Origin of the sequence: Streptomyces sp. NPDC001292 (genome assembly GCF_042896465.1) — a bacterium.
Lineage (GTDB): Bacteria > Actinomycetota > Actinomycetes > Streptomycetales > Streptomycetaceae > Streptomyces.
On record NZ_JBIAXG010000049.1, the window covers coordinates 48,533 to 60,349 of the forward strand.

The 11,817-nt window shown below is 71.7% G+C and carries 10 protein-coding genes; 5 read left to right on the forward strand and 5 right to left on the reverse strand.

Going from position 1 to position 11,817, the window contains the following annotated elements; all coding sequences use genetic code 11:
- Positions 1 to 123: 123 nt before the first annotated feature.
- Positions 124 to 885: a hypothetical protein gene (locus ACFY4A_RS35350; protein ID WP_390833398.1), complete on the reverse strand. Its 762-nt coding sequence runs from the start codon at positions 883 to 885 to the stop codon at positions 124 to 126.
- A gap of 135 nt (positions 886 to 1,020) precedes the next feature.
- Here ACFY4A_RS35350 and ggt point away from each other — a divergent pair, with 135 nt between their 5' ends.
- The gene (gene ggt / locus ACFY4A_RS35355; protein ID WP_390833399.1) at positions 1,021 to 2,832 is read left to right on the forward strand and encodes a gamma-glutamyltransferase; all 1,812 of its coding nucleotides are present in this window, start codon (positions 1,021 to 1,023) and stop codon (positions 2,830 to 2,832) included.
- A gap of 62 nt (positions 2,833 to 2,894) precedes the next feature.
- Here the strand turns inward: ggt and ACFY4A_RS35360 are convergent, their stop codons facing one another.
- Complete coding sequence (locus ACFY4A_RS35360) at positions 2,895 to 5,447, reverse strand: ATP-dependent Clp protease ATP-binding subunit (RefSeq protein WP_390833400.1); 2,553 nt, start codon at positions 5,445 to 5,447, stop codon at positions 2,895 to 2,897.
- A gap of 127 nt (positions 5,448 to 5,574) precedes the next feature.
- A complete protein-coding gene (gene map, locus ACFY4A_RS35365) occupies positions 5,575 to 6,342 on the reverse strand; it encodes a type I methionyl aminopeptidase (protein WP_390833401.1) in 768 nt (255 codons plus the stop codon).
- A gap of 43 nt (positions 6,343 to 6,385) precedes the next feature.
- Between map and ACFY4A_RS35370 the strand changes: the two genes are divergently transcribed.
- A complete protein-coding gene (locus ACFY4A_RS35370; protein WP_390833402.1) occupies positions 6,386 to 6,637 on the forward strand; it encodes a helix-turn-helix domain-containing protein in 252 nt (83 codons plus the stop codon).
- 61 nt (positions 6,638 to 6,698) lie between these two features.
- Here ACFY4A_RS35370 and ACFY4A_RS35375 read toward each other — a convergent pair whose 3' ends face one another.
- Entirely contained in the window at positions 6,699 to 7,481 is a 783-nt protein-coding gene (locus ACFY4A_RS35375) for an HAD family hydrolase (RefSeq protein ID WP_390833403.1), read from the reverse strand.
- Between the two features lie 269 nt (positions 7,482 to 7,750).
- Positions 7,751 to 8,692 carry a ScbA/BarX family gamma-butyrolactone biosynthesis protein gene (locus tag ACFY4A_RS35380; protein ID WP_390833404.1) on the reverse strand — a complete coding sequence of 314 codons (942 nt, stop codon included), beginning with the start codon at positions 8,690 to 8,692 and terminating at the stop codon, positions 7,751 to 7,753.
- A gap of 110 nt (positions 8,693 to 8,802) precedes the next feature.
- Here ACFY4A_RS35380 and ACFY4A_RS35385 point away from each other — a divergent pair, with 110 nt between their 5' ends.
- From ACFY4A_RS35385 to ACFY4A_RS35395, 3 genes are all read left to right on the forward strand, one after another.
- On the forward strand, positions 8,803 to 9,438 hold the full coding sequence (locus tag ACFY4A_RS35385) for a ScbR family autoregulator-binding transcription factor (RefSeq protein WP_390833405.1): 636 nt from the start codon (positions 8,803 to 8,805) through the stop codon (positions 9,436 to 9,438).
- A gap of 166 nt (positions 9,439 to 9,604) precedes the next feature.
- Positions 9,605 to 10,447 (forward strand): nitrilase-related carbon-nitrogen hydrolase, encoded by an 843-nt coding sequence (locus ACFY4A_RS35390; RefSeq protein WP_390833406.1) that lies wholly within the window; start codon positions 9,605 to 9,607, stop codon positions 10,445 to 10,447.
- Positions 10,444 to 11,727 carry an aspartate aminotransferase family protein gene (locus ACFY4A_RS35395; protein WP_390833407.1) on the forward strand — a complete coding sequence of 428 codons (1,284 nt, stop codon included), beginning with the start codon at positions 10,444 to 10,446 and terminating at the stop codon, positions 11,725 to 11,727. Before ACFY4A_RS35390 ends, ACFY4A_RS35395 begins: the two co-directional genes overlap by 4 nt.
- Positions 11,728 to 11,817 lie beyond the last annotated feature (90 nt).

Here is an 11,817-nt window from a genome sequence, read left to right on the forward strand (position 1 = left end):
CGCAGTGGGACGGACCGATATGACGGACCGTCCGCCGGCGAGGAGAAGGTCAGCTGCGCGCCGGACGGGTTGTGCTCGACGCGGATCCGCACCGAACGGCTCACCGGGGCGCGCGGCGGTAAGTTACGTGCTGGTAAAGCTTGTTGCGGGATCGGTTTCGGGTTCCGGCAGGGGCGTCCGGGCCGCGCGGGTCACGTCCGCGACGAGTTCGACCACGTCCGGGCCGTAGGCCTGGGAGTTGATCACCTTCAGCAGCAGCACGAAGGAGCCGTTGCCGTACTTGCGGTGCAGCCGCTCGTGGTTGCGGGCCAGATAGCGGGTCGCGGCCTGGTTGTCGATCGCGCGCTGGCCGCAGAACAGGAACACCGGCCGGGTGCCGCTGCGCTCGCCGGCGGTGAGACGGGCCAGCAGCACGTACTCCGTGACGCCCGGGTCCATACGGTAGTGCTCGGTGCCGATCCGGAAGGCGCACCGGTCCGGGCCCGGCTCCCGGTCGGTGTTCACCCGCACGCCCGGCAGCATGGCCGCCATGTGCGCCACCATCCGCCGATTCGAGCCCGGGCCACCGACGCAGAACTCCGTGCGCTCACCGAAGCCCTGATGGACCGTGTCCTGGGTGACCATCTGGACGTGTGCCCCGCAGCTCTTGATCAGGGCGGCGAGTTCGAGCAGGGCGAACACGTCGAACCGGTGCACCGCGAGTTCCGCCGTCGCCGGGTCGCGGTTGACCACCAGCAGCGACTCGGCGTTCTCGGGCAGCCCGAAGAAGGCCTGCTTGCGGCGCAGCCTGCGCCGCCACAGATAGGTGCGGGCCAGCCAGCCGAACGCGGCGCTGACCCCTGTAGCGGCCACTCCCAGGACGATGTTGCGCACGTCGTCGTTCATGGCCGCGCATGGTAGCCGGTCCTGCGCACCCTTGTTCGACACCCGACTGGCCCTGTCGGCCTGACGAGAGCATGGCAATGAATTAAGCTGCGCGAACGGTCAGGCAACGGAACCACAACCAGCGTGGAGGTGCGGATGCGTCGTCCTGTCGCACGGAAACTGGCGGTCCTGGCGGTCTCGGCCGCCGTGGTGTCGGTGGGCGCCGCGGCCCCGCCCACCGCGCAGGAGGAGGCGAAGTCGAGACCGGTCGAGAAGGTCCCCGTGGCGGCCGGCTACGGCGGCGCCGTGGCCAGCGTCGACGCGGACGCCTCCGCCGCCGGCATCGAGGTGCTGAAGCAGGGCGGCAACGCCGTCGACGCGGCCGTCGCCACCGCCGCCGCCCTCGGCGTCACCGAGCCCTACTCCGCCGGCATCGGCGGAGGCGGCTACTTCGTCTACTACGACGCCCGCTCGCGCACGGTGCACACCATCGACGGCCGCGAGACCGCCCCGCTGACCGCCGACTCGAAGCTCTTCTTGGAGAACGGCAAGCCGCTCGCCTTCGGTGACGTCGTCAGCAGCGGTCTGGGCGTCGGCACCCCGGGCACGCCCGCCACCTGGCAGACGGCGCTGGACCACTGGGGCACCAAGCGGCTGGGCACGGTCCTGAAGCCGGCCGAGGAGCTGGCCCGCGACGGCTTCACCGTCGACGAGACCTTCCGCTCGCAGACCGCCGCCAACGAGACCCGCTTCCGCTACTTCCCCGACACCGCCAAGCTGTTCCTGCCGGGCGGAAAGCCGCCGGCGGTCGGCTCGACCCTGAAGAACCCCGACCTCGCCCGCACCTACCGGGAACTGGCCGCAAAGGGCGTCGCCGCGATCTACCACGGCGACCTCGGCAAGGACATCGTCAAGACCGTCAACCACCCGCCCGTCGACCCCGAGTCGGGCTGGAACGCCCGCCCGGGCAAGCTGTCCGCCAAGGACCTCGCGGCCTACCGCGCCAAGCTCCAGGTGCCCACGCAGACCTCGTACCGGGGCCTGCGCGTGTTCTCCATGGCGCCCTCCTCCTCCGGCGGCACGACCGTCGGCGAGGCGCTCAACATCCTTCAGCGCACCGAGCTCTCGACGGCGAGCGAGTTCCAGTACCTGCACCACTTCATCGAGGCGAGCCGTATCGCCTTCGCCGACCGCGGGCGCTGGGTCGGCGACCCCGCCTTCGAGAACGTGCCCACGAAGCAACTGCTGTCGCAGAAGTACGCCGACTCCCGCGCCTGCCTGATCAAGGACGACGCGGTCCTCACCAGTCCGCTCGCCCCCGGCGACCCGCGCCACCCCGCTGCCTGCTCGCGCGGCGGCACGGCCGCCCCGACGACGTACGAGGGCGAGAACACCACGCATCTGACGGTCGCCGACCGGTGGGGCAACGTCGTCGCCTACACCCTCACCATCGAGCAGACCGGCGGCAGCGGCATCACCGTGCCCGGCCGGGGCTTCCTGCTCAACAACGAGCTGACGGACTTCTCCTTCGCCCCGGCCAACCCGGCCGTGCACGACCCGAACCTGCCCGGTCCGGGCAAGCGGCCGCGCTCGTCGATCTCGCCGACGATCGTGCTGGACCGGCTCAACCGGCCGGTGGTGGCGCTCGGTTCGCCGGGCGGGGCGACCATCATCACCACCGTGCTGCAGACCCTGACCGGGTTCCTCGACCGGCACCTGTCCCTGGTCGACGCCATCGCCGCACCGCGCGCCAGCCAGCGCAACGCCGCGCAGACGGAACTCGAACCCGATCTCTACGACAGCGTGTTGAAGAAGCAGCTGGAGGGGATCGGCCACTCCTTCAAGCTCAACCCCGAGATCGGTGCCGCCACGGGCGTCCAGAGCCTTCCGGACGGCAGGTGGCTGGCCGCCGCGGAGAAGGTGCGCCGGGGCGGCGGCTCGGCGATGGTGGTGAATCCTTCACCGTAAAACGGTGACACGCCGGGGCCCGCCTCCCGAACGGGACGGCGGGCCCCGGCGGTTCACTCGGTTCACTCCGTGGACGAGGGCGCCGACTCCCTGTTCTGGGTGTCGAACGTGAGCCGGCCGTCCTTCGCGTCCACCATGACCCGGCCACCCTCGCGGACCCGTCCGGCCAGGAGCAGCCGGGAGAGCTGGTTCTCGACCTCGCGCTGGATGGTGCGGCGCAGCGGACGGGCGCCGTACTCGGGCTGGTGGCCGCGCCGGGCGAGCCAGTCGACGGCCGCCTCGGTGAACTCGACCGTGACGCCCTGCGCGTGCAGCAGCCGGCGTGTCTTCTCCAGCAGCAGATCGGTGATCTGCCGCAACTGCTCCGCGGTCAGCTGGCGGAAGACGACGATCTCGTCGATCCGGTTGAGGAACTCGGGCCGGAAGTGCTCGCGCAGCGGCCTGAGGATCTGCTCGCGCCGTGCCTCCTCGTCCGCGTCCGCGCCGCCCGCGCCGAACCCGATGCCGGCGCCGCGCCGGGTGATCGCCTCCGAACCCAGGTTGCTGGTCATCACGATGACGGTGTGGGTGAAGTCCACCGTACGGCCCTGGGAGTCGGTGAGCCGCCCGTCGTCGAGCACCTGGAGCAGGATGTTGAAGACGTCGGGGTGCGCCTTCTCCACCTCGTCGAGCAGCAGCAGCGAGTACGGGTGCCGGCGCACCACCTCGGTGAGCTGGCCGGCCTCCTCGTGGCCGACGTACCCGGGCGGGGCGCCCACCAGCCGGCTGACGGTGTGCCGCTCCTGGTACTCGCTCATGTCCAGGCGGACCATGCGGTCCTCGCTGGAGAACAGGACCTCGGCCAGCGCCCGGGCCAGCTCGGTCTTGCCGACGCCGGTCGGGCCGAGGAACAGGAAGCTGCCGATCGGCCGGTCCGGGCTGGCCAGCCCGGCGCGGGAGCGCAGCACCGCCTCGGCGACCGCGCTCACGGCCTCCTCCTGACCGACGACCCGCCGGTGCAGGTGCAGCTCCAGGCCGAGCAGGCGCTCCTTCTCCTCCTGGGTGAGGCTGCTGACGGGGATGCCGGTCTGCCGCGACACCACCTCGGCGATGGCCTCCGCCGTGACCTCCAGATGCTGCCCCTCGTCGGCCTCGCCGCCGCCGGTGGCCTGGCCGATCCGCTGCTTCAGCTCGGTGATCCGGTCGCGCAACTGCGTGGCCTGCTCGTACTGTTCGTCCGCGACCGCCTGGTCCTTGTCCAGGGTGAGCTGCTCGACCTCGCGCTCCATGGCCCGTACGTCGGTGCCCTTGGTGCGCGCCCGCAGCTTCACCCGGGCACCGGCCTGGTCGATCAGGTCGATCGCCTTGTCCGGCAGACGGCGCTCCGTCAGATAGCGGTCGGACAGCTCCACGGCGGCCACCAGCGCCTCGTCGGTGTACCGCACCTGGTGGTGGGCCTCGTAGCGGTCGCGCAGTCCGCGCAGGATCTCCAGCGCGTCCGCGACGGACGGCTCGGGCACCAGGATCGGCTGGAACCGGCGGGCCAGCGCCGCGTCCTTCTCGATCCGCCGGAACTCCTCCAGCGTGGTCGCGCCCACGATGTGCAGCTCGCCGCGGGAGAGGGCGGGCTTGAGGATGTTGCCCGCGTCCATCGCGCCGCCCTCGCCGCCCGCGCCGGCGCCGACGACGGTGTGCAGTTCGTCGATGAAGACGATCAGCCGCTCGGAGTTGGTGCGGATCTCGGTGACGATGTTGTTCAGGCGCTCCTCGAAGTCGCCCCGGTACCGGGTGCCCGCGACGACGCCCGTCAGGTCCAGGGCCACCACCCGGCGGCCGGTCAGGATGTCGGGCACGTCCCCGTCGGCGATCCGCTGCGCCAGCCCCTCCACGATGGCGGTCTTGCCGACGCCCGCGTCACCGATGAGCACCGGGTTGTTCTTGCCCCGCCGGGAGAGCACCTCGATGGTCTGCTCGATCTCCTGCTCCCGCCCGATCACCGGGTCGATGCGCCCCTGCCGGGCCAGTTCGGTCAGATCGCGCCCGTACCTGTCGAGGGTCGGTGTCGAGGTGGGCCGCTGCCGCTCCGTCCCGGGTGGCGCGGCGGCCTCCGGAGCCTCGGGCGGCAGGCCGGACGAGGCGAACCGGGCCGCGTTCAGGATGTGCCCGGCCGCCGAGTCGGGGTTGGCGGCGAGCGCGCTGAGCACGTGCTCCGGGCCGATGTAACCGGCGCCGCTGGCCCGCGCCATGTCGTGCGCGTCGAGGAAGGCGCGTTTCACGGCCGGGGTGAGCGAGAGGGAGGTCGGCGGTGGCGTCTCGCCCGGGGGGTGCTGCACGGGGCCGGCCCGCTCGTCGATCTGCGTCGCCAGGGAGTCGGGGTCCGCACCGGACCGGCTGAGCAGACTGCGGGTGGGCTCGGTGGCGAGCGCGGCCCGCAGCAGGTGCTCGGTGTCCAGATCCCGGCTGCCGTGCTCCGCGGCGTACTGCGCCGCGCCCCGCACCAGCTCCCGGGCGGGCTGGCTCAGCAGCCGGCCGATGTCTATCTGCCGGGGGCCGGGGCGCGGTCCGCCGAAGAAGCGGGCGAAGAGTTCACCGAAGGGGTCGCGGTCGCCCTCCGGGCCGTTGAAGCCGCTGGTCATCGCTGTCCGTTCCTTCGCTGACAGTGGCTCCCGCCGGGTAACCGGTGTGGGGGTCGTTCATGCCACGATGGCACGAGTTCGTGCGGACGGCACATGCAAGGGCCCCGCGCCCCTCGGGCGGGTGGCCCTACCGTTCCGTGAGAACGCGCGGGCCCGTTTCCGTGATCGCCACCGTGTGTTCCACGTGGGCCGCGCGGGAGCCGTCGTCGGTGCGCAGGGTCCAGCCGTCAGGGGCCGCGTGGTAGCCGTCCGAGCCGCCGGCGATCAGCATGGGCTCGATGGCGAGGACCATGCCGTGACGCAGGGGCAGGCCCCGGCCCGGCCGGCCCTCGTTCGGGACGGCGGGGTCCTCGTGCATGTGGCGGCCGATGCCGTGGCCGCCGAACCCGTCCGGGATGCCGTAGCCCGCCGCGCGGCACACCGAGCCGATGGCGTGGGCGATGTCGCCGATGCGGTTGCCGACCACGGCCGCCTCGATGCCCGCGGCCAGAGCCCGCTCGGCGGTCTCGATCAGCCGCAGGTCCGCGGGGCGCGGCCGGCCCACGACGAAGCTGATCGCCGAGTCGCCGGCCCAGCCGCCGAGCGTCGCGCCGAAGTCCAGCGAGAGGAGGTCGCCGTCGCGCAGCCGGTACCCGGTGGGGATCCCGTGCACGATCGCGTCGTTCACCGAGGCGCAGAGCACGGCGGGGAACGGGGTCGGGGCGAAGGAGGGCCGATAGCCGAGGAACGGCGAGGCGGCGCCCGCCTCCCGCAGGACGTCGTGGGCCAGCTCGTCCAGCTCCAGCAGGGACACTCCCACGCCGGCGGCCTCGCGCGCGGCGGTCAGGGCCCGCGCCACGACCTGGCCGGCCTCGTGCATCGCGTCGATCGACGTATCCGTCTTCAGTTCTACCATGCCAATTACTATACCGGTATTTGAATCGCGGTAGAATGCCCGCATGGTGCGCACGCCTCTGACTCCCGAGGAACGCGAGCGCGGCGAGCGGCTCGGCCGCCTGCTGCGCGCGGCGCGCGGCGACCGCAGCATGGCTCAGATCGCGGCGAGCGCGGGCATCTCGGCCGAGACGCTGCGCAAGATCGAGACGGGCCGGGCCCCGACTCCGGCCTTCTTCACGATCGCCGCGCTGGCCCGTGTGCTGGGGCTGTCCATGGAGGAGTTGGCGGAGCGGAGCGCACTGGCCGGGGTATGACCGTCCGCACCGCCCGCGGTGGCCGTCGGCGTGGGGTGGACCACCGCGGGCGGCGCGGGTCTCAGGGGGCGGACGTGGTGTCGGACCGGGTGGGGCCGCCAGGGGGCGGAACCGACGGGCGGGCCGGCGCCGCGCCGGTGGTGCCGGTCCTGAGCCGGACGGTCCTGGGGCGGCTCGCCGCCCAGGCCATCAAGCCCGCGTTGTCCAGCGCGCCCACCCACAGGTCGGCGAGGGCGGCGGCCTCGGGGCCCGGTCGCGGACCCACCCCGACCACCCGCAGGCCGGCGCCCGCCGCGGCCTTCAGCCCGTTGACCGAGTCCTCCACGGCCAGGGCGTTGCCGTCGTCCACCCCCAGGCGGCGCACGGCTTCCGTGTAGGTGCCGGGATGCGGCTTGGGGCGGACCCCCTCGTCGGGCACGACGATGTGCCGGAAGTGGTGCCGTAAGCCCACCGACTCCAGGGAGAACTCCACCACGTCCGCGGGGCAGTTGCTGGCCACGGCCAGGGGTGCGACCCGGCTCAGGATCGTCACCAGCCCCTTGGCTCCGCGCGCGGCCACGGGCTCGCGCGCGACGAGGGTGCGGAAGGCCGTCAGCAGCCGCTCGGTCATCTCCTCGGCGGCGTCCGGCCTCCCGGCGACGCGCGCCATGAGGGCGCCGCACTCGGTGTAGTGCAGCCCCTTCGCGCGTTCCGTGAAGTCCGGGCCGGGTTCGCAGCCGAAGTGCCGCAGGACGCTGACCCGGGCCTGCTGCCAGTGCTGTTCGGAGTCCACCAGCGTGCCGTCGCAGTCGAAGACGACGGCTGCGGGGGTCCAGTCGAGGTCGAACATGTGATGTGTGGCCATGTGCTCTTGCCGTTCTGGCGCGGGACGGACCTGCCGGAGGGCGGCGCGATCCGCCGGTCGTGGACGTCGGCGCCTGCCGTTCGTCACGCGTTTCAGGACAGCGTGAAGCGCAGGCGGACAGGGGTGGTTGAGGAGCGAGGTGGTCACACGCACCGCACTGCGTGGTTTCCGGGAATTCATCATCCGGAACCGGAAACATAATGAACGTTACGCTCCACTTGACCGGTCGCGGATGTTCACTGCCGCAATACGCACGTGTGGGTGACACCTCACGGGTATCGCAATACGCCTTCGGCCGTGGTGGTGCCGCCCTGCCGGAAAAGGAATTCGCCGCTGCGGCCCTGGACGGAGCAGTGAATGACGGCGGGCGGGGCGTGTTCGGTGAACCGCAGGGCCGACATCCGGCAGGCGACGGGCCGCACGAGCCGCCCTCCGCTGCGCAGGGCGATCGCCTGCCGCGCCGCCTCCAGCAGGGCCGTCCCGGGAACGTGGTCCGTTCCGTGGTCGAACAGGAACGGGTGACGCGGATCGGCGGGGCACACCAGCAACGCCTCGCCGGCCACGGCGATGACGGAGTCCGACTCCGACGCCAGCCCCAGCAGGGCCGGTTCGGGCCGAGGCCCCCGTCCGGACGGTACGGTCTCGTCGGCGCCGGACCGGAGCCGGGCGTAGCGCTCGGCGTCGAGGAACCGCGCCGCGCCCGCCGCGCGGGCGAACGGCCGGTGGCCGGCCAGGAAGTCGACCCGCATGCGCAGCCCGGTCAGCACGTTCCCGCCGCGGTCGGTGCGCAGGCCGCCCACCTGCGCGAGGCAGGTGACCTCGCTGGCCCCGTGCGGTGCCGTGGGCTCCGCGTCCACGTCCAGGGCGTAGGAGAGGTCGTCGATCAGGAAGCGGGCGGTGCGGGGCACGTCCAGGTGGCGCAGCGGGATGTAGATGCCGAGCTGGCGCAGGGTCTCGACGATCATCCACGGGCTGTGCCGGTCGTCGCGGCCGCGGGGGAACGTGGGGTGAGAGCGCGGCCACGCGGCGGCGGCGCAGAAGGAGAGCGGGCCGAAGGGGCGGACGTCGGTCAGCAACACCTCGGCCACGGAGGTCCGGTGGACCAGTTCGCGCTCGACCGTTCTGGACCGGCCGAGGGAGGAAAGGCGGATGGGGCCGCCGGACCCGGTCAACGGTGTGCGGGAATCCCGTGTGCGCGATCCGGAGTCCATGAAAAAATGCTAATAAGACTATTAAGGGTTTCGCATGTTCGAGCCTCCCGGCCGTGCGGGAAAGGCCGATAGATTCGTCCTCGCGACGCACCTACGGACAAGGGAGACGTGTGCAGGAACGGGCGGAGGAAACCCGCAGAGCCGTATTGCAGGCGGCAGCTCACCTGTTCTTCGAACGGGGTTACGCGGGGACCAGTATCGCCGACATCGGCGAACGGTCCGGCCGCACCAGCGGGGCCATCTATTTCCACTACGCCAACAAGGAACGGCTCGCCCTCGCCGTCGTCGAAGCGCATTTCGCCGCCTGGCCGGCCCTGGTCGCGCAGCACGAGTCGGTGGCCGAGCCCGCCCTGGAGAGGCTGGTGCGGCTGAGCTTCTCGGTGGCCCGGGCGTTCCGTGACGACGTCGTCGTACGCGCCGGCGCGCGGCTGTGGGCTGAGCGGCGGTCCATCGACGTGGAGATGCCCCCGCCGTTCGTGGACTGGATCACCACCGTCGAGCGCATGCTCGCCGCCGCCCGGAGCGAAGGAGGTCTGGCCCCCGCGGCGGAACCCGGCCGGGACGCTCCCACCCTGGTCGCCGCGTTCTTCGGCCTCCACACGCTCTCCGACGTCCTCGACGACCGGCTGCTGATCGAGGACCGCCTGGCCGCCCTGTGGCTGCTGCTGCTTCCCGGGCTCCAGGCCGACCCCGCGCCCCACGACCTGCTGGCCAGGGTGAGAGCCCCGGTCCCGGCCTCGGCGTGACGCACCTCCCGCCGGCCCTCGCGCTCACCCACCGGAGTGCGAAACACGATCGACTTCGCGGGTTGACGACAATGGTCTTGGCAAGCCAGGAGAAGAGGCTTACGTTCGTGCTTCTAGGCCTGTTCTACGGGCGTAGAGGCTCTGACGTACGTCGAAGGAGCAGTTCATGGCCAACGTCGTCCGTGCGGCCCTGGTCCAGGCCACCTGGACCGGCGACACCGAGTCCATGGTCGCCAAACACGAGGAGCACGCCCGCGAGGCGTCCCGTCAGGGTGCCCGGATCATCGGGTTCCAGGAAGTCTTCAACGCGCCGTACTTCTGCCAGGTCCAGGAGCCGGAGCACTACCGCTGGGCCGAGCCGGTGCCGGACGGGCCCACGGTGCAGCGCATGCGGGAACTCGCACGCGAGACCGGCATGGTGATCGTCGTCCCGGTGTTCGAGGTCGAGCAGTCCGGCTTCTACTACAACACCGCCGCCGTGATCGACGCCGACGGCAGCTACCTCGGCAAGTACCGCAAGCACCACATCCCGCAGGTCAAGGGCTTCTGGGAGAAGTACTACTTCAAACCCGGCAACCTCGGCTGGCCCGTCTTCGACACCGCCGTCGGCCGGGTCGGCGTCTACATCTGCTACGACCGCCACTTCCCGGAGGGCTGGCGCCAGCTCGGCCTGAACGGCGCCCAGCTCGTCTACAACCCCTCCGCCACCCACCGCGGCCTGTCCGCCTACCTGTGGCAGCTGGAACAGCCGGCCGCCGCCGTCGCCAACGAGTACTTCGTCGCCGCGATCAACCGCGTCGGCCGCGAGGAGTACGGCGACAACGACTTCTACGGGACGAGCTACTTCGTCGACCCCCGCGGACAGTTCGTCGGAGACCCAGCCGACGACTCCAAGGAGGAACTCCTGGTCCGCGACCTGGACTTCGACCTCATCGAAGAAGTGCGGCAGCAGTGGGCCTTCTACCGCGACCGCCGCCCCGACGCCTACGAAGGGCTGGTGCAGCCGTGAGCGACCTGTACGACCGTCACCGGGCCGTCGCGCCCGACTGGCTGGCGCTCTACTACGAGGACCCGATCGAGATCACCCACGGCGAGGGCCGCCACGTCTGGGACGCCGAGGGAAGGCGCTACCTCGACTTCTTCGGCGGAATCCTCACCACCATGACCGCCCACGCGCTGCCCGAGGTCACCAAGGCGGTGAGCGAGCAGGCCGGGCGGATCATCCACTCCTCCACGCTCTACCTCAACCGCCCGATGGTCGAACTCGCCGAGCGCATCGCCCAGTTGAGCGGCATCCCGGACGCCCGGGTGTTCTTCACCACCTCCGGCACCGAGGCCAACGACACCGCCCTGCTGCTGGCGACGACGTACCGGCGCGGCAACACCGTCCTGGCCATGCGCAACAGCTACCACGGCCGCTCCTTCAGCGCCGTCGGCATCACCGGCAACCGCGGCTGGTCCCCGACCTCCCTGTCCCCGCTCCAGACGCTGTACGTCCACGGGGGCGTACGCACCCGAGGCCCGTTCGCCCACCTGAGCGACGCCGAGTTCATCGCCGCCTGCGTCGAGGACCTCAAGGACCTCCTCGGCCACACCCGCCCGCCCGCCGCGCTGATCGCCGAACCCGTCCAGGGCGTCGGCGGCTTCACCTCCCCGCCCGACGGCCTGTACGCCGCCTTCCGGGACGTGCTCAAGGAGCACGGCATCCTGTGGATCTCCGACGAGGTGCAGACCGGCTGGGGCCGCACCGGCGACCACTTCTGGGGCTGGCAGGCGCACGCACGCAGCGGACCGCCCGACATCGTCACCTTCGCCAAGGGCATCGGCAACGGCATGTCCATCGGTGGGGTCGTCGCCCGCGCCGAGATCATGAACTGCCTGGACTCCAACAGCATCTCCACCTTCGGCGGCACCCAGCTCACCATGGCCGCGGGCCTCGCCAACCTCAACTACCTCCTGGAACACGACCTCCAGGGCAACGCCCGGCGCGTCGGCGGACTGCTCATCGAGCGGCTGCGGGCCGTCGCCGCCCAGCTGCCCGGCGTGCGGGAGGTCCGCGGACGCGGGCTGATGATCGGCGTCGAGCTGACCCGGCCGGGGACGGACGAGGCCGATCCGCAGGCGGCCACCGCGGTGCTGGAGGCGGCCCGGCAGGGCGGCCTGCTCATCGGCAAGGGCGGCGGACACAACACCAGCGCCCTGCGCATCGCCCCGCCGCTGTCCCTGACGGTCGCGGAGGCCGAGGAGGGCGCCGCGATCCTGGAGGGCGCGCTGCGCGCCGCGTACTAGGGCGTGTTTCGAAAGTAGCGCCGTCCGCCCGGAGGGCGGGCCCCGCGGCGTCCGGTGCGGTGCATCGCAAGGCGGAGGGTCGTCCGCGTA

Excerpts from the sequence above, each read along its gene's own strand:
- map (WP_390833401.1), bottom strand. The coding sequence starts at position 6,342 with ATGGTAGAACTGAAGACGGATACGTCGATCGACGCGATGCACGAGGCC.
- ACFY4A_RS35390 (WP_390833406.1), top strand. The coding sequence starts at position 9,605 with ATGGCCAACGTCGTCCGTGCGGCCCTGGTCCAGGCCACCTGGACCGGC.
- ACFY4A_RS35370 (WP_390833402.1), top strand. The coding sequence starts at position 6,386 with ATGGTGCGCACGCCTCTGACTCCCGAGGAACGCGAGCGCGGCGAGCGG.
- ACFY4A_RS35350 (WP_390833398.1), bottom strand. The coding sequence starts at position 885 with ATGAACGACGACGTGCGCAACATCGTCCTGGGAGTGGCCGCTACAGGG.
- ggt (WP_390833399.1), top strand. The coding sequence starts at position 1,021 with ATGCGTCGTCCTGTCGCACGGAAACTGGCGGTCCTGGCGGTCTCGGCC.
- ACFY4A_RS35360 (WP_390833400.1), bottom strand. The coding sequence starts at position 5,447 with ATGACCAGCGGCTTCAACGGCCCGGAGGGCGACCGCGACCCCTTCGGT.
- ACFY4A_RS35375 (WP_390833403.1), bottom strand. The coding sequence starts at position 7,481 with ATGGCCACACATCACATGTTCGACCTCGACTGGACCCCCGCAGCCGTC.
- ACFY4A_RS35380 (WP_390833404.1), bottom strand. The coding sequence starts at position 8,692 with ATGGACTCCGGATCGCGCACACGGGATTCCCGCACACCGTTGACCGGG.